Genomic DNA, 23702 nt, shown 5'->3' with positions numbered 1-23702 from the left:
GGTCCTTTTGTAATTATTCAATTGGACTATCTGGTTTATTCATTTGATCCAAGCGATTGGCGACCTCGATCTGCTTATTGGGATAAAGGTGGGAATAGGTCTGAAGCGTTGTTTCTATGCTTTCGTGTCCCAGTCTTTCTGAGATCAGGAGGGCTGAAAAGCCTTCCTCAATCAGCATGGAGGCATGGGAATGTCTCAGATCATGTACGCGAATGCGTTTGATGCCAGATTTCTTCGTCCCTCGTGTCATCTCACTGTGCAAATAGGATTTGGTCACCGGGAAAAGCCTTTCGTTTGGTTCGTAATCATAAAGCTGCTCGGCGTATTTCTGGACCAGAGCACAGAGAAAGGTTGGCACTGCGATCAGGCGGCGACTCTTGGGTGTCTTGGGTTCCATGATCAGATCTTCGCCCTCATGGCGGGCGTAGTTTTTTGTGATAGATAATGTTTTGGCATCAAAGTCAAAATCGTTCAAAGTCAATGCCAACAGTTCACCCGAACGGATACCCGTCCAAAACAGGATTTCAAAGGCCAGCTTTGAAACTGGCTTATCCGAGACAAAGGGGAGAAATTTTCTGAATTCCTCTACAGTCCAGAACAACATGGACTCTGCATTTTTCTTACCCATGCTGCCGCACACTCTGGCGGGGTTGGTTTGAAGCTTATAATACTTGGAGGCGAAGTTAAAAATGGCGGAAATCTGGTTGTGGATGGTTTTCAAATAAGTTTGTGAATAGTCGCTCTCATCCTCCATCAAGGTATTTTGCCATTTGCGAATCGTTGCGGGTTCAATTTTGTTGATGGGCATCTCTTCGAAAAAAGGCAGCAGCTTTGTGTTGATGAGGCATTCCTTGCCACTGTAGGTGGTTGGCTTGAGCCGTGTCTTACAATCCTCCATGTAGATGGACACCAGGGTGCCAAAGGACATGTCGGGACTGGCTTCCGCCTTCTCAATGAATTGTCGTTCGAAAGTCTTGGCTTCTCTTTGGGTTTTAAAGCCTTCCTTCTTTTTCTTTTTTCGGTTGCCTAACCAGTCGGTATAGTAAAAGGCACAATACCAGCTGCCGGTGGCTTCATTTTTATAGGTTGGCATAGCATCACCCTCTCTGGCCGCAAAGCACTGAACCATGAAATCTCGTGTCATGTGGCTTTACGTGTTTAGAATTTACAGCATCACTTTCTCTTCAAAATAGCGTCTGCTGATCTTACCGGCCACGGTGATTTTATCCTGGTCCTTAAGAGAATTGTTAAGACGCTTGATGATCCGGTACGCAGAGGATACCGACACACCTAAAATCTCTGCGACTTCTTCAGCATGAATAAATCTTGATGGTTCGATGGTGAATTTTCTTTCGGTTGTCATTTTCGTTTTCTCCTTTCTTTCTCAGGATGGATCTCCTGAATATACCAAGCCGTCGGTAAAAGCGCCCCGGCGGTTTGGTATGTCCAGGATGAATGCAGGGGTTTTATTTAATTCTGCAGGGATGATGAACTTAAGGTGAGGGTATCACGTTTCGGTTTCATGCGACAATGTTGTCGATGCAGTGGAATATAACCATCAATAAAATTGACATGAAAATCAAAGCAGCCGCACCGCGTAGGATGAAGCATCATTAAGAATGCCTGAATGCAGTGCGGCTGCTGTATTTGATTCTGGTTCTTTGGATGGACCGGACAAGCGTGGGCTTACGCTCTCATAGGACTTTCACCTCCCTCCATTCTGATGGCGGGCCGTACTCATTGCCTGCGACGGTTTGATCACGCTCGGACTGTGACTATACGGAAGTATCATTATCTGATGCACAAGGTCTTGGCCAGCCAATCTGCCACGATTGGCCTGCAGCATGGGTATGTCTCGCTCTCTTCGTGAAACGAAAGTCATTGCGTACCTGCTGCCTGGCTTTTCCTTCCGGCTCATGCATCAAAGGTATCCGGTTCTCCTATATGAAGTTGTCAAAGATCAATTTTATGAGAAGATAAAAGTCCCTCTCATAAGCCATGACATTTACAGACATTTTTTGAACCCTATTTCTGAAATTTTTTAAGTTCTTTTTCGAGCGTCTGTAAACCTTGGTTGATGGATTTGCAGACTGCTTTCACGCTGACGCCTTCAGCCCGGGCAATTTCAGACTTATTCATGTCGAGAAAATAGTACGCGTAGATCCGTTTGGCCTGGATGTCTGGCAATTTGCTGATGGCACAATGAAGCTCTTGATTCGTCATCTTCCGCTCATAGATCTCATAAGGCGAAAGCGAGATAAAGATGGCATCATGCTCGATCCCATCGTCCCGATCCAGGGAAAAGTGAGCTCCATTTCTGTAGATCTTGCGCTGATAATTCAGCTCTTTTCGCTTGGATTCTTCAAAGATCTCAGCGATCTCATCATCGACTATGACAAAACAGTCATTCTCATAGAACGGGTATACTTCCCGAAGATTTATCTTTTTCATTTTCATTCTCCTTCTCGTTGTTGACTTGTTAGCGGCGAACAAGAAGGAGGCGGCGGGCTGCGGCATCTCGGTGAGACAAGACAGCCAGCTCTATTCATTTGGCTGGAAATAAACATGACAGGCTCCTTTTGGCGGGGAGCCTGTCATTGGTGATACACTGCCCAAAAAAGCTGATTACTGAATAAAAAAGGCCGGATGATCCTCTCAATTGAGTAATCATCCGGCGGTGGTAGCTCAGTGAATCGGCTCCGGTGCTCGGTATCGATTGATATTCAGTTGTTCATTGTCTGCTTGTGCGGTGGTCGCTACTTCAATAAGTGCGCCGGTGCTCCATAATCAGATAATGAGTTCATCCCTGGTCTGCAACAATCGGAATGGTGGCGACTTTTCCGCACATCTCGCATTTCTTGGTGACAATGCCTACGCTGTCAGTGGTGACATCGAAAAGCCGTTTCCCGCAGTGGGGGCAGTTGATGGCTTTGTAGAATTCGTCAAAGGCTTCTTTCTCTGCCCCAAGGACGATCTCGGTGGTTCTCAGACAGTCTGCCTTGTAGGGGCAGACCTTGGTATTGCTGCATTTGATCAGGATCTTCAGTTTTGAGCCTTCTATGGTGTCAAAGAGTCTTCTTTCTCGATTGCATTTGATCTGGACGGTTCTCATTGGGTATCCCTCCTGTACTAGGCGTACATGATGCCGGGCATGATGACCTCATGACTGCTGTCTCCAGATGTTTTCATACTGCCTAACAGAGAGGCTGAATAGATGGACCATTTGCCAAAGCGGCCACGTATGGTCTCGATGGTATCATCCAGTTGTTCCAGCCTGGCCCGTCTGGCAGCATCATCAAAGAGCATCAGCTGCTGTGGCATGAATTTGGGTTCGAGGTTAATGGCGCGAACAGTTACTGCCCGCACAAATGTATGCCAGTCGTAGTTATTTTCAAACAGATGCCGTGCCGCTGAGGCAATCTCCATGGGGCTTTGGGTCGCCATGGGCAGCTGCATCTGATATTGACGATAGGATAGGGTAGTGTCCTTCACAGTGATTTGAACGCCATTGGCTTTCATGTCATGGACTCGCAGCCGATAATCGATGTTCAAATCACTATGCAGTATTGCACGGTCCTTACTCATAAAAAGCCACTCCTTCCAAGGGTTTCTATAACTTCTTCGTTGACAGATGAAGTTTGCGAAGGTATAATGAAGTTAACTTCATCTCGTAGCTCAATATTAACAGGCTAATGAAGAATAGTCAATACAAAAATGAAGTTGACGAAGTTATATTCATTGCGGGAGGCAAGGAAATGAAAACTTTCTCAGAGAAGATCAAAGAAGCTCGGGAGGAATTAAAGCTCAATCAGCAGCAACTGGGTGAGCTTGTCGGCGTTTCAAAACGTTCCATTGCTGCATATGAAACGACGGACACCAAGCCTCGTGGAAATATCGCCAGAAAGCTGGCTGCGGCCCTTCAGGTATCCGTAGACTATCTGCTCAATGATGAGATCGCAGACCCAAAATACGGCATAGAAAAAGCTCCCTACATTGAGGAAGCTCGGGAACGGCTGGGACCAAAGGCAGCCAAAGAGATGGATGTTCTCCTTGAGCAGAATGTAGCCCTATTTGCTGGCGGAGCCCTGGATCAGGAAGCCAAGGATGCTTTTTTTGAAGCCGTCATGAAGGCGTATTTGAAGTGTAAGGAAGAAGCCCGGAAAACCTATGGCCGAAAAAAGGAAACGGATTAAAATTTCCTCGTTCTTTATTTCCAACCAGGTGACCATTTTATCGTTCACTGTCCGTATTTTTGTACCGACACTTTGATTTAATGATAGTGAGGGATCGTTAGCGGGATGAGTGTTCGATTTTATATCATTTGAAGGTGATTACATGTCGATAGAGATAATTTGCAGGGAAGTATCCCGCATAATGCGAAAATATGATGAGCCAGATCCTTGGAAGCTGGCTGAAGCCATGGGGATCATCGTTCAAGTAATGCCGCTTGGCTGTACAGAGAAATCGTGTAAAGGGTTCTTTCTGCGACAATCAAGAAAAAAGCACATCACCATTAACAGCGACTTGCCGGATCCGATCCAACGGATTATCCTGGCCCATGAAATCGGTCATGCTGTCCTTCATCATGAAGCAGCAAAGATGAAGGCTTTCCATGATTTTGCACTGTATGATACATCCTCCCAGATGGAGTATGAAGCCAATCTGTTCGCTGCGGAATACCTGCTGGAAGATGATGAAGTCACAGAACTCTTTAGTGAGGACACCTTCTTCTTCTCGGTCGCCAAGGAACTGGAAGTTCCTCCTGAACTGCTTGACTTCAAATTTAGGATTCTCAAACGAAAAGGCTGGCTGATCGAATCTCCGATCCAGTCCAACAGCAATTTCCTAAAACACCTTTCGGATCGGGGTGAGGACACGTGACTTCACAGGCTAGAGTCTATGTTTCCGTTATTGCTTCCTTCTCCGAAGACGGACATATTTTCCCAAGACGTCTTGCTGGGAAGATGGCCGTGAGTATTCCATCGAAAAGGTCCTGGATGTTCGTCCAGCAGCAGCGCTGAAGGCTGGCGGCCAAGGCGACCGGTATACAGTCCAAATCAATGGCCATCAGAGTTATCTTTTCTTTGAGCGAAGTCCAAATATCAGCGGGACAAACCTTGGAAAATGGTTTGTGGAACGAAAATACTAGCCTCTCATGAGAAACCAATAAAGCCGACAGAAGTCTTTCTGATCGGCTTTTTTAATGCCTTGTCAGGGTATATTCACACCTAAAATCCTAATCCTATATAGAAAAAACGATTTTCAAAGAGGAATTCGCAAATATCTATATATTTTTCTGCCATTTGGGAATTCATCGTGATATAATCGAATAGATAGGCAATGTATTGTAATCCTTATAAACGAGGTGTGAATTTATAGATGTCAGCTACAACAAACTCTTTAAACTTCTGATCGATAAAAGCATGAAAAAAAACGGATCTTCGACTTGCTACAGGAATCAGTCCAAACACCCTCACTAAACTTTCGAATAACGAATATGTTTCCATGGAAGTGCTCGTTAAGATCTGCCGAGTGCTTGATTGTGATTTTGGGGACATTATGGAAATTGTGCCTACCCAAAAGTAGGCTATTACTTTACCTAAATTTAGTTGTCAGGAGGCGCATGAATGCCAAGAAAGGAATATAGTGCCGGAATGGTGAAACTGCCATTTTGGTTTTCAGAATTTAAAAAAATGATCAGCCTTTTGAATTCAGGCAAAACCTTACCTGAAATCAAAAGCTTGAATCTAAAAGAGAATATATTCTCTGCTCCCACTGAAGCCAGAGCCATCCAGATTTTCAATACTGTGTCCACGCGGGTCAAAGCTTTAGATCAAGGCTTCTATGGTTTGTTTGAACAATGTGACGTTTCAAACCAGAAGCTGATTGCACTGATTGCGGTCATGGAAAGCGACTCGCTGTTTTTTGACTTCATGTATGAAGTCTACCGTGAAAAACTGATAATTGGGATCGATGAGATCTCAGATAGCGATATCAGTGTGTTCTTCAAAGACAAACAGATCCAGAATGAGCGTGTTGCCAAGTGGACGGATTATACCCTGAAGCGATTGGGAACTATTTATCGAACGGTTTTGATGGAATCGGGAATTTTGGAGAGATCCACTGGGTCCAGAAAGATTGTTAAACCCATTCTCGATCGGGCGCTGGAACAAAAGCTCAAAGACTGCGGCATGGAAATGACGCTACGTGCGTTGACGGGGGTGAGATAATGGCGAGTTTGGAAGAGCGTTTGGACATTGCTGAACGCTTGATCAAAAGCGAAAGCTTCCGACAAAACAAAGGCCTCGGGAATGAGGTCGGTTATTACATATTTGATTACCCGGCAGAAAAAGAGCTCATTGTCAGAGAACGTGTTGCCTATATGAAAAACAAGAACTCACGAGGTACCGACGGATTTGAGCTGGTGGTGTTCGATCTTTACGACATCATCATCGATATCCTGGAAAAGGAAGGTTTTCTGGAGCAGGTTTATAAGTTTGAAAAGAAAAAGGGATTCGACCGGATCATTAAATCTGTTGGAAACCTCTTGAAGATCAATGATGCGGACAGCCTTATCGTAAAACACATTCAGGAAAATACTCCTGAGGATGCAGTGGTGTTTCTTGTGGGAATCGGTAAGTGCTATCCGATCCTGCGGTCCCATAAGGTTCTGAATAACCTGCACCAGACATTGGATCGTGTGCCGGTGGTGCTGTTTTATCCAGGAAAATACGATGGCCAGGAACTGGTCCTTTTCTCAACAATAAAAGACGATAACTACTATAGAGCTTTCAAGCTGGTAGATTAGGGGGATGAATATGTTTATCAAAGATATGTTTGCAAAGCCCATTGACCGTGATATCAAAGGTGTCATCAAAGTTGGTCAGGCGGATGATGAGAATATCAAACAAGAGTTGGAAGAATATGTGGTCACCAGAGAGCTGCAAAAGCACTTTACTGATTTCTTCTCCAGTTACAAAAAAGGAATCAACGGGCACACTGACAAAATGGGTGTCTGGATCTCCGGCTTCTTTGGAAGCGGTAAATCCCACTTTTTAAAGATCTTATCTTACTTACTCGAAAACAAGGAAGTCAACGGCAAGAAAGCCATTGACTATTTCATAGATGACAAGAAAATCATCGATCCAATGGTCCTTGCGGACATGAAGTTGGCTGCGAGTGTACCAACGGATGTGGTTCTTTTTAATATTGACTCCAAGAGCGAGATGGCCGGTAAGCAGACTAAGGATGCCATTGTCTCCGTATTTCTGAAGGTCTTCAATGAGATGCAGGGCTTCTGCGGATCGATTCCTGCTTTGGCGGATTTGGAACGGCAGCTCACCGAGCAAGGTCGCTACAACGAATTCAAAGAGAAATTCGAAGACGAATTTGGCAAGCCCTGGATCGATTCCAGAAATAAATTTGATTTTATCCAGGATACCATTGTCGACGTTTTGGAAGAGATGGGCTTCATGAGCGAATCGGCTGCACGCAATTGGTGCGAAAAAGCCATTGAGCCTTATCAGATCAGCATTGAGAACTTCGCGAAAATGGTCAAAGAATACCTGGATCACAAAGAACGTAATCATCATCTTGTCTTCCTCGTAGATGAAATTGGCCAATACATAGGGGATGATTCCAAACTGATGCTGAATCTCCAGACCGTCACTGAAGATCTGGGGACTGCTTGCCGCGGAAAGGTTTGGATCATCGTAACCAGCCAGCAAGATATCGACTCTATCACCAAAACAAAAGGAAATGACTTCTCCAAGATCCAGGGACGTTTTGACACACGTCTCTCCTTGTCGTCCGCAAATGTGGACGAAGTCATCAAGAAAAGAATCCTGGACAAGTCGACTACTGCAGAGCAGACGCTGCGGCTGCTTTACGAGCAGAAATCCACCATCATCAAGAACCTAATTGTTTTCAATGATGGCGTGGAGAAAAAGCTGTACACCAATGAACATGACTTTGCATTGGTCTATCCCTTTGTGCCTTATCAGTTCAACTTATTAGCCAGTGTACTGACTTCAATCCGTACCCATGGTGCTTCCGGCAAGCACTTATCCGAAGGCGAACGTTCCATGATCGCTTTATTCAAGGAATCTGCCATGAAGCTCATGGATCGTGAGCATGGTGCGCTGATCCCATTCAATGTCTTCTATGATGCGCTCCATCAATTTTTGGACCACAGCCACAAAGGCGTTATTTCCAGAGCGGCTGATAACAACTACATTAATCCAGACAATGAAGCAGATAATTTCAATGTCAATGTTCTGAAGACACTGTTTATGATCAAGTACGTCAAAGAGATCACCGCAAATGTCGATAACATTACCAGCTTGATGATCTCCGACATCGATACAGATCGTATTGCCTTGAAGAAGCAAGTCGAAGAAGCGTTGAAAATCCTGGTTCGTCAGATGCTTGTCCAGAAGAACGGGGACAACTATGTCTTCCTCACCGACGAAGAACAGGAAATCAACCGGGAAATCGAAAACCAAAATGTTGAAATGGCTGAAGTCATTAGTAAAGCTTCGGAAATCATTTTTGAAGACATCTTCAGCGATAAGAAATACCGGTATCCAGAACACAATGGGCGCTATAATTTTGCCTTCAATCAAATTGTGGATGATCGTCCGTATAAATCTAACCAGAACAATGACATTGGTGTTCGCATCCTGACGCCAAGTTCTGAGTATGCGGATGATGATGTAACACTTAGAATGATGTCTGGTCAGGGCAAGGAAGTTTTAGTTGTACTTCCGAATGATTCCGCATTCCTCAATGAGCTAAGAAGTGCTCTTAAGATCGAGAAGTACTTAAGACTGACAACATCCAATAAGCTGGCCAAATTCGAGCAGATCAAAGAAGCTAAACGGATTGAAATGCGTGAGAGAAATGGAAATGCTAAGTTATTCCTTCAGGAATCCATGAAGAATGCAGCGATTTATGTCAATGGTGATCGGGCTCAAATTGGCGCGAAAGAGGTTTCCTCCCGCATCAATGATGCTCTGGGGCGCCTGGTCTCCACGGTCTATCATAAGCTTTCATACATTGACGTTGCTATGAATGAAGCTAATATTCGGGCCCTTTTCAAAACATCCAATCAGCAGTCTTTTGCCCTGGAAGGCGGCAAGGAAGCAAATGCTCATGCGATCCATGATGTATTAAGTTTCATCGCTACCAATTCATCCATGCATACCAAGACTTCGATGAAAAGTCTGATGGACCGTTTCATGAAAGCCCCATATGGATTTGTGGAGGATGACGTGGAATGGCTCGTCGCTAAACTATTCAAGAACGGAGACATCGCACTGGCTGTCAATGGCGCGGCAGTTACCCTTCTTAATAAGTCAGAAGAGGAAATCATCCGCTACATCACTAAGAAGGAATATGTAGAAAAACTTCTGGCAGAGAGACGTCAGCAGGCTGGCATAGAAGAAAAGAAAGCCGTCCGTGAAGTTATGAAGGAGCTCTTCGGGGTTTCCAGCATCAATGACGATGATGATTCTATGATGCAGTCTTTCCAAAGCTACAGCAGCAGCCTTGAAACTGAGCTGGAAAAGATTGAGATCATGTTCAACAATCATAGCTTCCCGGGGAAGAAAACGGTCCTCACTGGCAAAGGACATTTAAGAGCAATCATTCAGATCCAATCCCCATCTGAATTCTTCAAGAAAATTTATTCAGACCGTGACGACTTATTGGATTTTGCTGAGGATTTTGAACCAGTCAAAGCATTCTTTGCGGGTGAGCAAAAGAAAATCTTTGAAGATGCCTTAAAAATGATGAAAATCTACGATGACAGCAAGACATTCATTGTAGACGACAAGGTTGAGGAAGCAGTCCGGGAAATAAAGGCAATTCTGAAAAAGGATGTGCCCTACAGCGATATTCCAAAACTGCCCGATCTATTAAGTCAATTCAGAGATGCCTACATGGCAGTATTGACTCAAATGGAGGCTCCAATATTCAAGGCAATTGAGGATGCTAAAGTTCGAGTATTTGAAGTTTTAAATACCAAGAAATACAAAGATGAATTGAATGATAAATACTTCAAGCTTTTTAGAGAGATCCATGATAAAGCGACCACCTGCAATAATGTGGCTACGCTTCAAAATGTCAAAATCGAAGCAGATGCGCTAAAAGTGCGGCTGCTTAATGAAATGGCCAAGAAGGATGAAAAGATTGCTGAAGATACGCCGCCTTATGGTAATGATGGTGGTGATCCAAAACCAGTCAAAAAACAGAAGAGTATCAGCATAAAGAGCGTCAGCTTGACTTCATCCTGGCAGATTGAGTCTTCACAGGATCTCGACAAATACATCAGCGAACTACGAGAGCAAATCATGAAAGAGCTCGATCAAGATACTATCATTAACATTGAGTTCTAAGGGGGATATACATGAATAAGACAGCAATCAAGAATTTTGCGATATGGGCGAGAAATAAGCTCATCGCTGACATCAGTTATAAAGCGGCTCTTTTGGGGATTACAGAAAAAGGGATTAAAAGTCCGCTTCCTCAGTCCACCCAGACTGTTCAGTTCTTTGATATAGGAACTAAAGAGCCAAGTTCTATTACTGGCTTAGAAATCCAGCAGCGTAAGAAATTGGTTGAGGAGATAGAAAAGAAAGCCAAACAAAGCGATTACGCCACAGCTTACAAGAATGTCATTGAAGAAGTAGCATATACCTGGTTCAACCGACTGATAGCCATACGTTTCATGGAAGTGAATGATTATCTTCCAACAAGGATTCGTGTGCTTTCCTCCGAAAGCAATGGCAAAGCTGAACCGGATCTAGTGACACATGCACTGGAGGCGAACCTTGATTATTCTGCATATGAAAAAGACAGAATCATTCAACTGAAGCACGAAAATAAGCTGGATGATCTATTCCGTATGCTCTTCATTAAGCAATGTAATGCTCTGAATGCTAATCTACCGGAGCTTTTTGAAAAAACTAATGATTATTCTGAGTTGCTACTTAATGTTTCATTTACAGACAAAGAGGGCGTAATCTACCACTTAGTTGATGATATCGATGAAGATGATTTTAATGTTTCCAAAGAAGGTCAGGTCGAAATTATTGGGTGGCTATATCAATATTACAACACTGAACCAAAAGACGAGACTTTTGCTCTTTTGAAAAAGAACGTAAAGATCACGAAGGAACGTATACCTGCAGCAACACAGCTTTTCACTCCTGACTGGATTGTTCGATATATGGTTGAAAATAGCCTGGGGCGCTTGTGGTTAGAAGGACATATGAATGATGAGATAAAATCAAATTGGAAATACTATTTGGATGAAGCTAAACAGGAAGAATATGTTCAAAATCAACTAATCAAAATCCGTGAAGAATATAAAGCGATTAAGCCAGAAGATATCAAGGTTATAGACCCTGCTATGGGAAGTGGGCACATCTTGGTATATACATTTGATGTTTTGATGCAAATTTATGAAAGTAATGGATATACCCAACGTGATGCGGCTAAAAGCATTATTGAAAATAATATTTATGGATTAGATATAGACAAAAGGGCATATCAGTTAGCATATTTTGCTGTCATGATGAAAGGCAGACAATATAACCGAAGGATTCTGAACAGTGGTATTGATTGCCATATATATGCAATTCAGGATAGCAACGCAGTTAACAAAACACATTTGGTGTATTTTGGAGGTGGTTTCAATCAAGCTGAAAAAAGTTTAGCGTTGTTTCAAATAAATAGCCTAATAGATGCTTTTAGAGACGCTAAAGAATACGGTTCAATTATTACAGTTGAAAACTATAACTGGGAACTATTACGTAAATTTATAAAAGACATTGATTTGGAAGGACAATTATCACTGGAGTCTCTAGGGATTTATGTCACAAAGGATTTACTAGAGTTGTTAATTGGATTAGGGGAAACATTGGCAGGTAAATATGACGTAGTTGTAACAAATCCTCCATATATGGGAAGTTCTGGTATGGGCGAGAAACTCTCTGAATATGTAAAGAAGTTTTACCCCGACAGTAAAAGTGATTTGTTTGCTGTATTCATTGAAAAGTGCGCTGCAATACTAAAACCTATGGGTTATCAAGCAATGATCACTCAGCATGCTTGGATGTTTCTCTCAAGCTATGAAAAACTACGTGATAAGTTAATACAACGTAATGTTGTGAATATGGCGCATCTTGGTACAAGAGCATTTGAGGAAATTGGCGGAGAAGTAGTACAGACGACAGCTTTTGTAATGTCTGGACATAAAACAGCGGGCTTTCTTGGTACGTATGTACGATTGGTAGATTTTAACAGCCAAAGTGAGAAAGAGACCGTATTTTTAAGTGGAAAGTTACGTTACACATCCTCAACTGATGCCTTTCAAAAGGTTCCAGGTAGACCTCTTGCATACTGGGCAAATAGAAACTTACTAAGATCATTTGAGATTGGTATTCCATTAGGAAAAAAGGTTACAACTAGAGTTGGAATAATGACTGGTGACAATGAGAGGTTTTTGAGATTGTGGTGGCAAGTTTCAATTGAAAACACCACTACCATATGCAAGAGCGTTGATGATGATAGTATTAATAAATATAAATGGTTTCCATATAACAAAGGTGGTGGGTATAGAAAATGGTATGGAAACAATGAGTACTTAATAAACTTCAATAAAAATGGTTATGAAATTTTCGAGCATGCTAAAAAAGACCGTAGAAATTCGCAGAACTATCCTAATTCACTCAAATTTCGCGAATCACTGACATGGTCAGTGATGTCATCAGGCCCAATTTCCGTTAGATATTCAAAAGAAGGGACTCTTTTTGACATCAAAGGATCATCGTGTTTCGCTGACGATGAAGATCTGCTTATATATTGCCTTGCATTTTTAAATAGTGCAGTATCGCGGTCACTATTGTCATTCATCTCTCCAACGTTGGACTATAATGCAGGCTATGTAGGCAAATTACCTTTGATTTATAAGCCTAATTATCAATCCATTAAAATGATTACACAACAATGTATAGAACTTGCTCGCACAGATTGGAATAATTACGAAACTTCATGGGAGTTTAATCGTCATCCTTTGATTCGTGATGAACAGTCACTCTCAGAGTCATTCAACAAGTGGAAAAGTGAAGCTGATGAGCGCTTTAACTCGCTAAAGATTTATGAAGAAAAGTTAAATCGCACCTTTATTGATATCTACGGTTTTCAAGATGAACTCTCACCTGAAGTTGAAGATATAGATATAACGGTACAACGTTCTGACCTAAGTCGTGACATTCGTAGTCTGATCTCATATGCTGTAGGATGTATGTTTGGGCGGTATTCGTTAGATGTTGATGGGCTAGCATTTGCTGGTGGTAAATTTGACGAAAGCAATTATTGTACTTTTGTACCTGATAAAGACAATATACTTCCGCTAACCGATGAAGAATATTTTGAAGATGATATAGTAGAGTTATTCATAAAATTTATAAAAGAAGTTTTTGGAGAAAGCTCGATTGATAAAAATCTGAAATTTATTTCGGATGCTTTAGGTGGAAAAGGCAATAACTCTCGTGAAGTTATAAGAAACTATTTTGTAAAAGACTTCTACAAAGATCATTGTAAAATTTATCAAAAAAGGCCAATCTACTGGCTATTTGACAGCGGCAAACAAAATGGGTTTAAAGCTTTAATCTATATGCATCGATATGATGAAAATACCATTGGTAACCTTCGAATTGATTACCTCCATCGGATGCAGCGGATTTATGAAAATGAAATTGCTAGAATGCAGGACACAATTGACAACAGCAAAGATGCTCGGGAAGTTTCCGCTGCAACTAAACGCAAAGAAAAACTGATCAAGCAACTTCAGGAAACAAAGGAATACGATGAGAAAATTGCTCATTTAGCTTTAGCGCGGACTTCGATTGATTTGGATGATGGTGTGAAAGTTAACTACGAAAAAGTTCAGACCGATCGAGAAGGCAAGAAGCTAGATGTGTTGGCCAAAATCTGACGAAAGGAGGGCTCGGGATGGCGGAACTGAATTTAAAACAAATAACAGATAAGCTCAATCAGGAGTTTGCTGGAGACACTCGCAAGCTTGTCTTCTGGTACGATGATAAGGCTGAATTTGTTGAAGATGTGGATTCATTGGAACTATCCAATGCTAAAATTTATCATCTCGAAAAGGATAATCAGTTTTATACCAAGCACTTTTTGGAACGTGTTGATAGATCAAATAATTATCTGATCTATGCCCCATTTCCACGTCCTCAGGTAAGAGATAACCATTTAGAAGACATCCTCCTATACTCGAGACAATTCTTTGCTGATAGAGCGTCACTTTTGACCGTGGATCTTGGGATTGACCAGAAGTATAAGCCGGTCATTCAGAAATATATCAAGTTTTTCGGCGCGAAGGATCGAACTCAAAAGTTTTACGATCTCGAACTTGAGAATTTTACCAAGGAAAGCATCGAAGTGGCTCTCATGAGCGTTCTTTGCAAGACGAGAATTGCGTTTTTCGATGAGGTTGTCCGAGTAGTTCTGACCGATGGAGACCTTGAAGAGAATAAATTCTTAGAGGAATTTGAAAAGTACGGCCTCCTGGATGCCTTTTGGCGTCTTTGTGAAGAACAGTTTAGCTATACCGATGTAAAGCCAACGCTGGAAAAACTTGTGTTGACCATGTTCGTAACCTATACCCAAAGATATCTTCAGGGTGAGGTTCCCTTTGCATGGAAAAGCTTTCTATCCTATAAGTCCGGCAACATTATCGCCTTTCTTGATAACCTGATGAACAACGTCTTATACCGAGAGCGATATGATGAATTGTCTGATTATGTGGCTAGAAATCTCCAGGCTAAGACTACATTGGAGTCCTACAATCCAGAATCATTGATTCAATGCGATACTTTTGAGGTCATTGATCATATGTTCATTAAATGGATCACCGAGCGGCTTCTAAATGAAGATCTTGGAGCTAAGCTTTCAGGTAAGTCTATCTCTGAGATTTGCAAGGATCGCCGCAAAAGACATTTTGGAGATCGGTATCGGTCCGAATACCACATGCTTGAAAGCGCTTCTTATGTCATAGCGGCAGCAAGTTATCAAAGCCGAGATGACCTAAAGGACATCGTCAAGCAATACACTACTAACGACTATCAGATCGATCAGCAGTATCGGAAGTTTTACTATAACTACGATCAGCTGAACGAGAACAGCCATTTTGAAAAACTTAGGGATCTGGTAGAGAATATCTACACCAATGAGTTCCTGGCTAAAAGTGTCTATATCTGGAATGTGGGTCTCAAGAAAGCAGACTCTTCCTCTTCCATGCCTCTTCAGCGGAATTTTTACAGTAAATACATTCAATCCAGCAAGGATCGCGTGGTGGTGATCATCTCTGATGCTATGCGATATGAAGTTGGGCAGTCATTATTTGCCAAACTGGAAGATGACGAGAAATGCACACCCAAGCTGGAAATAATGATGAGTGTTCTCCCTTCCTATACACGACTTGGCATGGGTGCTCTGCTGCCACATAAGAGCCTGGAGTTGACTCAGGAGAACAAGGTCCTGGTTGATGGCATGCCATGCGATTCACTCAAGCAGCGAGAGGCAATACTCAATTCCTATACACCCAATAGCAGATGTATCCAATTTGATGATCTGAAACTGATGAAGAAGATGGAACTACGGGAGGTCTTTACAGGGATGGACGTGGTCTATGTCTATCACAACCAGATTGATGCCCGTGGGGATAAGTTGAGCACGGAAAATGAGGTCTTCACTGCCTGCTACGAAGCCGTTGATGAAGTCTTTACCATGATCAAGCGCATCTCAACCAATGCCAACACCCTGCACTTTATCGTTACTTCAGATCATGGATTCATATACAAACGAGACAAGCTGCAGGAAACCGACAAGATCATCCATGTGGCCGACAAAGACGCCTTTATCAATCGTCGCTTTATCGTTGCTGAGGATGCTCTGGAAGACGACGGAATTACATCTTACTCCATGGATAAGATCCTTGGGAACAAAGACACTAAGTGGGTTTCTGTTCCAGTGAGCTCCAATGTATTCAAGGTCACAGGCGGCGGTCAGAACTTTGTTCATGGCGGATCTTCTCCTCAGGAGATGCTTGTTCCGGTCATTGATGTCAAAGTCGAAAAAGGCCACGCAGATACAAGACCCGCACAGATCGTCTTGGTCAGCATGGTCCAAAAGATCACGAACCTGATTTCTTCTCTGGACTTCATCCAGTCTGAGCCAGTTAGTGATGTAATCAAAGAGACAAGCTATAAAGTGTTCTTCATTTCCGAAGATAATGAAAAAATCTCCAATGAGTGCATATACATTGCAGACAAAAAGGATAATGATCCCAGTAAGCGGATTTTCAGATTGAAGTTCAACTTCAAAAACAAGCAGTATGACAAATCAAAACAGTATTATTTGGTAGCCTATGATGAGAAAAATGATTTAGAAGTCTTGCGTCATGGCGTCGTGATGGACATTGCCTTCGCGGATGACTTTGGCTTCAGTTTATAAGGGGGTGTAAACCGGTGAGCGAACTTGAAAGAGACCATGATGCAATTGAAATAGAGCAATTCGAGGATGACTTTGATATCCAGGAAGAAATTGAGTCAGTTGTTGAGACTGTGGTCAGTTCAAACAACCATCTCAACGATAAGCTCAACGAGGTCTTTGCGGGCAAAATCGTCCGCAAAGATCTGACTAAGAAGATCAAGGAAGGTGCCAACGTCCCTGTATACGTCCTGGAGTATCTTCTTGGCATGTATTGCGCCACGACTGAAGAAGAAGCCATTGCGGATGGCGTTCGCAACGTAAAGAGCATCCTTGCTGAAAACTTTGTCCGGCCCGATGAGGCTCAAAAGATCATCTCGAAGTTGAGGGAACGCGGCAGCTACACTGTCATAGATAAAGTGGCGGTTAAATTGAACTATCGCCAGGACATCTATGAAGCCGAGTTTTCCAACCTGGGAATCAAGAATATACCGATATCAGAGCGGTATCCTTCCGACTTCGAGCGGCTTCTCAGCGGGGGTATTTGGTGTATCGTCCAGCTGGAGTATTTTTACGATGAAGCAGATAAGAGCAGAATCCCCTTCATCATCTCCAAGCTGACCCCGATTCAGATGCCGAACCTGGATATGAGTGAAGTGTTAGGTGGCAGAGCTCAGTTCACCAAGGATGAGTGGATTGATGTCATCCTGCGCTCGATTGGTATGGAACCTTCAAGATTTACACCAAGAGTCAAAATGCTTCTGCTCGCCAGAATGATCCCGCTGGTGGAAAACAACTTCAACTTCTGTGAGCTGGGTCCGAGAGGAACCGGTAAATCTCATGTCTACAAAGAGATCTCACCGAACAGTATTCTGGTTTCCGGCGGACAAACCACGGTAGCAAATCTTTTCTACAACATGTCCAATAAGACAGTCGGTCTTGTCGGAATGTGGGACTGCGTCGCTTTTGATGAGGTTGCTGGAATCACTTTCAAAGATAAAGACGGCATCCAGATCATGAAAGACTATATGGCATCGGGCTCCTTCTCCAGAGGAAAAGAAGAAAAGAACGCTTCTGCTTCCATGGTCTTCGTCGGCAACATCAATCAAAGCGTTGACGTGCTATTAAAGACGTCTCATCTATTTGATCCGTTCCCAGAAGCCATGGCCTATGACAGCGCATTCTTCGACCGTATGCACTGCTATCTGCCAGGCTGGGAGATCCCGAAATACAGGCCGGACTTCTTCACCAATGAATATGGCTTCATCACGGATTATCTCTCTGAGTTTTTAAGAGAACTTAGAAAGACATCATTTGCTGATGCATTGGATCAGTTCTATAAGCTGGGTAATAACCTGAACCAGCGTGATGTGATTGCCGTTCGAAAAATGGTTTCAGGCTTGATCAAGCTGATTTATCCCAATGGAAAATTTGAGAAAAAAGATGTCGAAGAGATCCTTCGGTTCGCGTTGGAAAGCCGTCGTCGAGTGAAAGAACAGCTCAAGAAGATCGGTGGTATGGAATTTTATGATGTGAACTTCTCATACATTGACAACGAAGACTTTACCGAGGAATTCGTTCCGGTACCAGAGCAAGGTGGCGGTAAGCTCATTCCTGAGGGACTCCATAAACCGGGCCAGGTATATACGGTCGCCCGCGGCAAATCTGGGATGCTGGGTGTCTTTAAGCTTGAAACAGAAATGGTGACCGGCTCCGGAAAGTTTGAAAGAACTGGTATTGGATCTGATCGCGAAGCCAAAGAGTCTATCGACACTGCGTATCGGTATTTGAAAGCCAACAGTAAAAATGTCAGTGGTACCATCAGTACTTCAACCAAAGACTATCTAATGCATCTTCAGGACTTAAACGGTATCGGCATTACCAACCAGCTATCCTTGACTTCTTTCATTGCACTCTGTTCTGCTGCACTTCACAAACCAGTGATCAGCAGTCTGGCTGTTTTAGGCAATCTCAGTATCAGCGGAACAATTATCAAGGTTGAGGAACTGGCAAATGTGCTACAAGTCTGTTTGGACAGCGGAGCCAAGAAAGTCTTGTTGCCGATTACTTCTGCGGCTGATATGGCTACTGTACCACCGGAACTGATGGGTAAGTTCAATTTGATATTTTACCAGTCACCTGAGGATGCGGTGTTCAAAGCGCTCGGGGTTGAGTAATGTGGGTAACTCTATTTAATGAAGCTGATTATTAAACATCGAAAGTGACTTTCAGCCCATTAAAACTTTTTTAAACTGCCCTGACAAAAGAGAACTAATTAAATGTGAATATGCCTATGAGGAGAAAGGAGATGTGTTGAAATAGCAAGTTCAATAGAAACAATGCGCAAAATTGATGGTCAAATTTCTATTTGCAATGAAGCCATATGTCGGCACATTGATAGCCTAGATTTTTTCGGCAGGGGTGCGATTTCGCAGGATATTTTAAAAAAACTTCGTGACTTCGTCGAGCATATTATTTTCAAAATTTACGCCAGTGAACAGCCAGTAGCGTATCACTATGACAACATAAAGCTGGCTGTCAGTTTTGTTAAAACAAAAGGACAATTGAAATTTCTATGGAAATTTCACGACTATCTTCAAATTGTTGCCTCGCATTATACTCTTGATCCAGAGAATTCTGAGAGAGTGATGCTCAAATATTATGAATACCTACTTAAAATAAAAGGTTATATGAAGAGTACTTACTCAGTTGAAGTATTGGAAAATTTAGCACAATTCCCACTTAACACTGATAAAAACATGCAGGAATATTATGAGAAGATTGCTGCAAAACTCAATAATCGAAATTCAAAAGCCGATTTGAGTTCAGCAATTAATGAAAGATATTACGTTTACAAGATCAAACCGGTTTTTGTGAACCAGTGTATATATTATGAGGTTACTTTTATTCCAGCTACGGGAAAGGCGTCGAAGTTTGACAGAATTATTGCATTCACAAAACATGATATCTCTAAATATTACGCCGTTAAACTTTGGACAATTAAAGATAATATTCGAATTCTGGACAAGACAATGCCTATCTTCATCATTGTCAAATGGGAAGTGTCGATTCGTCCCTGTGAATTGCGGCGATTGTCAAATTTATTTGGCGAAGACGTACAATTCCAAAGCAGTTCATCAGAGTATAGAGGTTTGATGAACTATCTTACTCTATCGGGTCATAATTTAGTGGAATTAATTCTTTTTGAGGATAAATATTTTCTGAGCGTCAAAGAATTGATTTTTTCATACTACAATGCACAGGCCTCTCATATATTCTATTTTCTGGATAAATCTAGAGAAATAATTAAGGACGGCAGACCAGGGCACAACCTATTGCGGTATTTACTTTATCATCTAAATAATAAAATCATAATAGATCAACTTTCCAATAGTAATTCGAAGTTATCGGGTCTTTGCGTTGCTTATGGATGCATTCCATTCGAAAAAATGCCGTTTAATACATCTTTATTAGGTCATAACCCAAAGCTAGGTGATTTGTTTGAATGTATTGATTCCGGAAATCGAAAACATGAGGTTCTGGCTCGATTGATTCAAAATAACACAGAGAAGCAAGGGCAACTTTATACGCCAGTTAAAGATCTTGAAGAATTTGGTGATCTTGATTCTCTCGTACAAACGTATAATAGAAAACTTTATAGTAATGAACGACATCAGGGACGTCGCATAGAGTTTAGAAATAAACATTTATATGTCCTAAACCATGAAATTGACACTCTAACAATCATTAAAAAACTCACTGAATTATCTTTCACTGGTATACAGAACTATTCAAGTTATTTTGATGAATGGATATCATCTAATCAGCACCCGGTTGACAGCGATGAAAAAAAAGCGGCATTGCAGAATATGTTTGAAAATTCATTAGTCGCTCTTATTTATGGTTCAGCTGGGACGGGAAAATCAACACTAATAAACCATATCTCGCATCTGTTCTCCGACTTAGAAAAGTTATACCTAGCAAATACTAACCCTGCAGTTGATAATCTGAAACGCAGAGTTGATGCTTCGGAATGTACATTTATGACCACAACAAAATTTCTGAAAAATCATTCTATAAGAACAAAGTGGGATCTTCTATTCATAGACGAGTGCAGTACTGTAAATAATCGTGATATGCGAGAAATTTTAGAACGTGCTGAATTTGAATTGTTAATTTTAGTTGGCGATATTTATCAGATCGAGGCAATAAGGTTCGGAAATTGGTTCAGCGCCGCAAGAGGTTTTTTGCCAGCTAATTCAATGTACGAACTAATAACTCCATATCGCAGTAAAAATAATAAGGACTTGCAGATACTGTGGGATAGAGTTCGCAATATGGATGACACGATTATTGAATTTATTGCTCGTCAAGGTTATTCAGTTTCACTAGACTCCTCAATATTTAATCCTGCCGAGAATGACGAAATAATTCTTTGTTTAAATTATGATGGACTTTACGGAATAAATAATATTAATCGGTTTCTTCAAGAGTCAAATCCAAATCCTCCTGTATCATGGGGATTACAAATATATAAAGTTGGTGATCCCGTGCTATTTAATGAATCAGACCGATTCGCACCGTTGATTTACAACAATATGAAGGGTTGGATTGAAGGGATTGAAGTGTTTGCAAACCAAATCCATTTTGATATTGAGTTGGACAGGGTAATCAATGGGTTGGAAGCACGTGGCTATGATTTCGAATTATTGCCAAATTCACAGAATGGTCGCTCTGTAATTCGCTTTATCGTTAATAAACATAAAAGCACCGATGAAGACGATGCCTCCTCATCAGCAGTAGTACCATTTCAAGTGTCATACGCTGTATCAATTCATAAAGCACAGGGTTTGGAATACAACTCAGTAAAAATTGTCATTACAGATGAAATTGACGATTTGATTACACATGATATTTTTTATACTGCAATTACCCGGACGCGAGATAAATTAAAAATCTATTGGACCCCCGAAGTTGAGCAAAGAGTGTTGTCGCGGATTAAGCCAAAAGACAACAATCGTGACGTAGCTTTATTAAAGCAAGCCAAACAGAATGAGTGAGATTAATTAAAATGGTGAAACTCACGTTTTTTCTGCAAAGAAGTAGATCTTTTCGAAGGAATTAATTAGTAAGTTTGTGCGGCAGATAGTAACGATACAAAATTAATAGCCAATGTAAACCAAAGATTAATTTTATTAAATGGGAGGCTTGAGTATGTGGTTGGACAATGCATCTGACATAGATATGTTATTTTATAAACCCTATGCAACAATTATTTCAGATATTGCAAAAAATAAGGATTACAACCCACTTACAATCGGTGTTTTTGGGCTTTGGGGAGCAGGAAAATCTACTTTATTGAAATTAATACAAAATGATATTCCTTCTGATGATGGTAAGTACGTTTGTATTCAAATCAATGCGTGGATGTTTGAAGGTTATGAAGATGCAAAATCTGCATTGATGGAGGCTTTGCTAAAAGAGCTAGAAGAGCAGAAACCTTTTGAGGGTGTTAAGGGGAACATTAAGAATCTAATAAAACGTCTAGATTTCTTTAAAATTGGATCAAAACTACTTTCTTATGGTGCCCCTGCAATTGCTAGTATTGCAACGGGCAATCCGATTCCAATTTTATTGAATATTGCGCACGATGCTCCTGGTTTAGCCGAACAAATCAAGACTGCTGCAACATCCATGCAAGCCTTTAAAGATGATTACTTGAAAGAAAAAGAATCAACAGTCGATAATGTTCGCAAATTTAAAGAAGAATTTCAACAGATGCTTGAAGCTGCAAAAGTTGATAATGTGATTGTGCTGATTGATGATCTTGATCGGTGCTCACCAGATCGAATCATTGACACGCTAGAAGCGATTAAGTTGTTCCTTTCAGTTGAAAGGACAACATTCATTATTGCCGCGGATGAGACAGTAATTGAATATGCAATAAAGAGAAATTATCCACCAGTAGATGGATCGAATGTTGAGCTTTCTACGGAATACATCGAAAAAATTATCCAGTTACCAATACACATACCGGAACTTTCCTCAAAAGACACAGAAAATTATCTATTACTCCTTGTAGTCCAAAATTACCTACCTGCATCAGATTTTCAAAAGCTTGTTGACAAGGTATATCAAGAGAAACTGATTGTTAGGGATACGAGAATTACTCTTGCTGAAGTAAAAATGAGGATTACCGAACTAAACGGTACATATATACCTTCAGAAACTGAATTCATGGAAGTAGCGACGATCATTGATAGTATACGGGAAATCGTATCATCTACATTAAAAGGAAACCCAAGGCAAACAAAACGGTTTTTAAATACATTTATTACAAAGAAAAAATTAGCCCAAATGTATTATGAAACCGAGATAGATATAAAAATACTTGCAAAACTTTTGGTTTTACAAAAGCTGAACTCAGAATTATTTAGCCAGTTGAATGAGTGGAATAAGGAATTTGTTACTACTAACGATGAGTATTTTAAAATGTTTGAATCAGTTCTAGCCGGTACTGCGAGTATTGATTATACACAATGGGCCGTTCCGAAGATAGTCAAATGGTTGGAATGTGAACCGAAAGATTTATATCAATATCGGCTAGATAAATATTTTTATTTAACTCGTGAGAGCTTACCCAAGGCTATGGTAGACACACAGAAATTTAGCAAAGATGCTAGGAAAATTCTAGACGATCTTGGAACTGTAACTGAGGGCACTATTAGTGCAGTTATCTCTTCGATGGAATCGCTGGAGCCACTAGATATCGACAATATAATTTTTAGCTTGCTTCCAAGAATTGAAACTGGCCAACTTAAGTTCTTTATCATAAAAGAATTGTTCATTAAATTTGGTGCATATCAAAGTAAGATTATGGAGGCAATCGGAAAAACAAAAACCAAGATTGCTTTAGCAGATATTGTTCAGTTGAGGTCGATGTATGCATCAGCCCCAGCAACTGTCAAGCCCGTCCTTGACGAGCTTAAGGGTGGAATGCTTGACAGCAAATTATATGAAATGATTTTCAGTCAAGATAAAGTAAAGAGAGGATAGAGTATGGGGACATCGAAAGGGTATATACCACCAACACGAATTAAGTGGGCAAACGCAAAGCGGGCAGTTACACAAATGCTGAATGATCGCGATGCTTCGTCTATTGTGTTGTCCGTCAAATTAAAAGC

Annotated in this window: 15 protein-coding genes and 1 pseudogene; 11 read left to right on the top strand and 5 right to left on the bottom strand. The window is 41.3% G+C overall.

Going from position 1 to position 23702, the window contains the following annotated elements; all coding sequences use genetic code 11:
* Positions 1-13: 13 nt before the first annotated feature.
* The 5 genes from B3F51_RS04270 to B3F51_RS04250 form a co-directional block, all read right to left on the bottom strand.
* Positions 14-1093, bottom strand: a complete 1080-nt coding sequence (locus B3F51_RS04270; RefSeq protein ID WP_213690462.1) for a site-specific integrase — start codon at positions 1091-1093, stop codon at positions 14-16.
* A gap of 72 nt (positions 1094-1165) precedes the next feature.
* On the bottom strand, positions 1166-1363 hold the full coding sequence (locus B3F51_RS04265) for a helix-turn-helix domain-containing protein (RefSeq protein ID WP_211800593.1): 198 nt from the start codon (positions 1361-1363) through the stop codon (positions 1166-1168).
* Positions 1364-2025: 662 nt separating this feature from the next.
* Positions 2026-2451, bottom strand: a complete 426-nt coding sequence (locus B3F51_RS04260; protein ID WP_286945644.1) for a sigma factor-like helix-turn-helix DNA-binding protein — start codon at positions 2449-2451, stop codon at positions 2026-2028.
* A 349-nt stretch (positions 2452-2800) separates the two neighbouring features.
* On the bottom strand, positions 2801-3112 hold the full coding sequence (locus B3F51_RS04255; RefSeq protein ID WP_286945642.1) for a hypothetical protein: 312 nt from the start codon (positions 3110-3112) through the stop codon (positions 2801-2803).
* A 17-nt stretch (positions 3113-3129) separates the two neighbouring features.
* Positions 3130-3585: a hypothetical protein gene (locus B3F51_RS04250; protein ID WP_286945641.1), complete on the bottom strand. Its 456-nt coding sequence runs from the start codon at positions 3583-3585 to the stop codon at positions 3130-3132.
* A gap of 170 nt (positions 3586-3755) precedes the next feature.
* Between B3F51_RS04250 and B3F51_RS04245 the strand changes: the two genes are divergently transcribed.
* The 11 genes and pseudogenes from B3F51_RS04245 to B3F51_RS04190 all read left to right on the top strand — a co-directional run bounded on the left by B3F51_RS04245 (position 3756) and on the right by B3F51_RS04190 (position 23574).
* Entirely contained in the window at positions 3756-4193 is a 438-nt protein-coding gene (locus B3F51_RS04245) for a helix-turn-helix transcriptional regulator (RefSeq protein ID WP_286945639.1), read from the top strand.
* 181 nt (positions 4194-4374) lie between these two features.
* Positions 4375-4881 (top strand): ImmA/IrrE family metallo-endopeptidase, encoded by a 507-nt coding sequence (locus tag B3F51_RS04240; RefSeq protein WP_286945637.1) that lies wholly within the window; start codon positions 4375-4377, stop codon positions 4879-4881.
* Between the two features lie 494 nt (positions 4882-5375).
* Positions 5376-5586: pseudogene (locus B3F51_RS04230) on the top strand (helix-turn-helix domain-containing protein).
* Positions 5587-5627: 41 nt separating this feature from the next.
* Positions 5628-6230 carry a DUF1819 family protein gene (locus tag B3F51_RS04225; RefSeq protein WP_286945635.1) on the top strand — a complete coding sequence of 201 codons (603 nt, stop codon included), beginning with the start codon at positions 5628-5630 and terminating at the stop codon, positions 6228-6230.
* Positions 6230-6808: a DUF1788 domain-containing protein gene (locus B3F51_RS04220; protein WP_286945633.1), complete on the top strand. Its 579-nt coding sequence runs from the start codon at positions 6230-6232 to the stop codon at positions 6806-6808. The genes B3F51_RS04225 and B3F51_RS04220 overlap by 1 nt, the downstream gene beginning before the upstream one ends.
* Before the next feature lie 10 nt (positions 6809-6818).
* Complete coding sequence (gene brxC, locus B3F51_RS04215; protein ID WP_286945631.1) at positions 6819-10397, top strand: BREX system P-loop protein BrxC; 3579 nt, start codon at positions 6819-6821, stop codon at positions 10395-10397.
* Positions 10398-10408: 11 nt separating this feature from the next.
* Positions 10409-14002, top strand: a complete 3594-nt coding sequence (gene pglX / locus B3F51_RS04210) for a BREX-1 system adenine-specific DNA-methyltransferase PglX (protein WP_286945629.1) — start codon at positions 10409-10411, stop codon at positions 14000-14002.
* 17 nt (positions 14003-14019) lie between these two features.
* Positions 14020-16542, top strand: coding sequence for a BREX-1 system phosphatase PglZ type A (gene pglZ, locus B3F51_RS04205; RefSeq protein ID WP_286945627.1), 2523 nt, complete (start codon positions 14020-14022; stop codon positions 16540-16542).
* A 110-nt stretch (positions 16543-16652) separates the two neighbouring features.
* Positions 16653-18695: a protease Lon-related BREX system protein BrxL gene (gene brxL / locus B3F51_RS04200; RefSeq protein ID WP_286945649.1), complete on the top strand. Its 2043-nt coding sequence runs from the start codon at positions 16653-16655 to the stop codon at positions 18693-18695.
* Positions 18696-18857: 162 nt separating this feature from the next.
* Positions 18858-21578, top strand: coding sequence for an ATP-dependent DNA helicase (locus tag B3F51_RS04195; protein ID WP_286945624.1), 2721 nt, complete (start codon positions 18858-18860; stop codon positions 21576-21578).
* Between the two features lie 154 nt (positions 21579-21732).
* Entirely contained in the window at positions 21733-23574 is a 1842-nt protein-coding gene (locus tag B3F51_RS04190) for a KAP family P-loop NTPase fold protein (RefSeq protein ID WP_286945623.1), read from the top strand.
* Positions 23575-23702: the final 128 nt, after the last annotated feature.

Origin of the sequence: Acetobacterium sp. UBA5834, from assembly GCF_002435675.1 — a bacterium.
Lineage (GTDB): Bacteria > Bacillota > Clostridia > Eubacteriales > Eubacteriaceae > Acetobacterium > Acetobacterium wieringae.
The sequence above is the reverse complement of the archived record's forward strand: the minus strand, read 5'-3'. Positions and strand labels throughout refer to the sequence as shown.

What these genes read in the sequence shown, in the direction of transcription:
- B3F51_RS04260 (WP_286945644.1), bottom strand. Translation starts at nt 2,451, where the DNA reads ATGAAAAAGATAAATCTTCGGGAAGTATACCCGTTCTATGAGAATGAC.
- B3F51_RS04195 (WP_286945624.1), top strand. Translation starts at nt 18,858, where the DNA reads ATGCGCAAAATTGATGGTCAAATTTCTATTTGCAATGAAGCCATATGT.
- B3F51_RS04250 (WP_286945641.1), bottom strand. Translation starts at nt 3,585, where the DNA reads ATGAGTAAGGACCGTGCAATACTGCATAGTGATTTGAACATCGATTAT.
- B3F51_RS04255 (WP_286945642.1), bottom strand. Translation starts at nt 3,112, where the DNA reads ATGAGAACCGTCCAGATCAAATGCAATCGAGAAAGAAGACTCTTTGAC.
- B3F51_RS04240 (WP_286945637.1), top strand. Translation starts at nt 4,375, where the DNA reads ATGCGAAAATATGATGAGCCAGATCCTTGGAAGCTGGCTGAAGCCATG.
- B3F51_RS04220 (WP_286945633.1), top strand. Translation starts at nt 6,230, where the DNA reads ATGGCGAGTTTGGAAGAGCGTTTGGACATTGCTGAACGCTTGATCAAA.
- B3F51_RS04190 (WP_286945623.1), top strand. Translation starts at nt 21,733, where the DNA reads ATGTGGTTGGACAATGCATCTGACATAGATATGTTATTTTATAAACCC.
- B3F51_RS04270 (WP_213690462.1), bottom strand. Translation starts at nt 1,093, where the DNA reads ATGCCAACCTATAAAAATGAAGCCACCGGCAGCTGGTATTGTGCCTTT.
- B3F51_RS04265 (WP_211800593.1), bottom strand. Translation starts at nt 1,363, where the DNA reads ATGACAACCGAAAGAAAATTCACCATCGAACCATCAAGATTTATTCAT.
- brxC (WP_286945631.1), top strand. Translation starts at nt 6,819, where the DNA reads ATGTTTATCAAAGATATGTTTGCAAAGCCCATTGACCGTGATATCAAA.
- B3F51_RS04245 (WP_286945639.1), top strand. Translation starts at nt 3,756, where the DNA reads ATGAAAACTTTCTCAGAGAAGATCAAAGAAGCTCGGGAGGAATTAAAG.
- pglX (WP_286945629.1), top strand. Translation starts at nt 10,409, where the DNA reads ATGAATAAGACAGCAATCAAGAATTTTGCGATATGGGCGAGAAATAAG.
- pglZ (WP_286945627.1), top strand. Translation starts at nt 14,020, where the DNA reads ATGGCGGAACTGAATTTAAAACAAATAACAGATAAGCTCAATCAGGAG.
- B3F51_RS04225 (WP_286945635.1), top strand. Translation starts at nt 5,628, where the DNA reads ATGCCAAGAAAGGAATATAGTGCCGGAATGGTGAAACTGCCATTTTGG.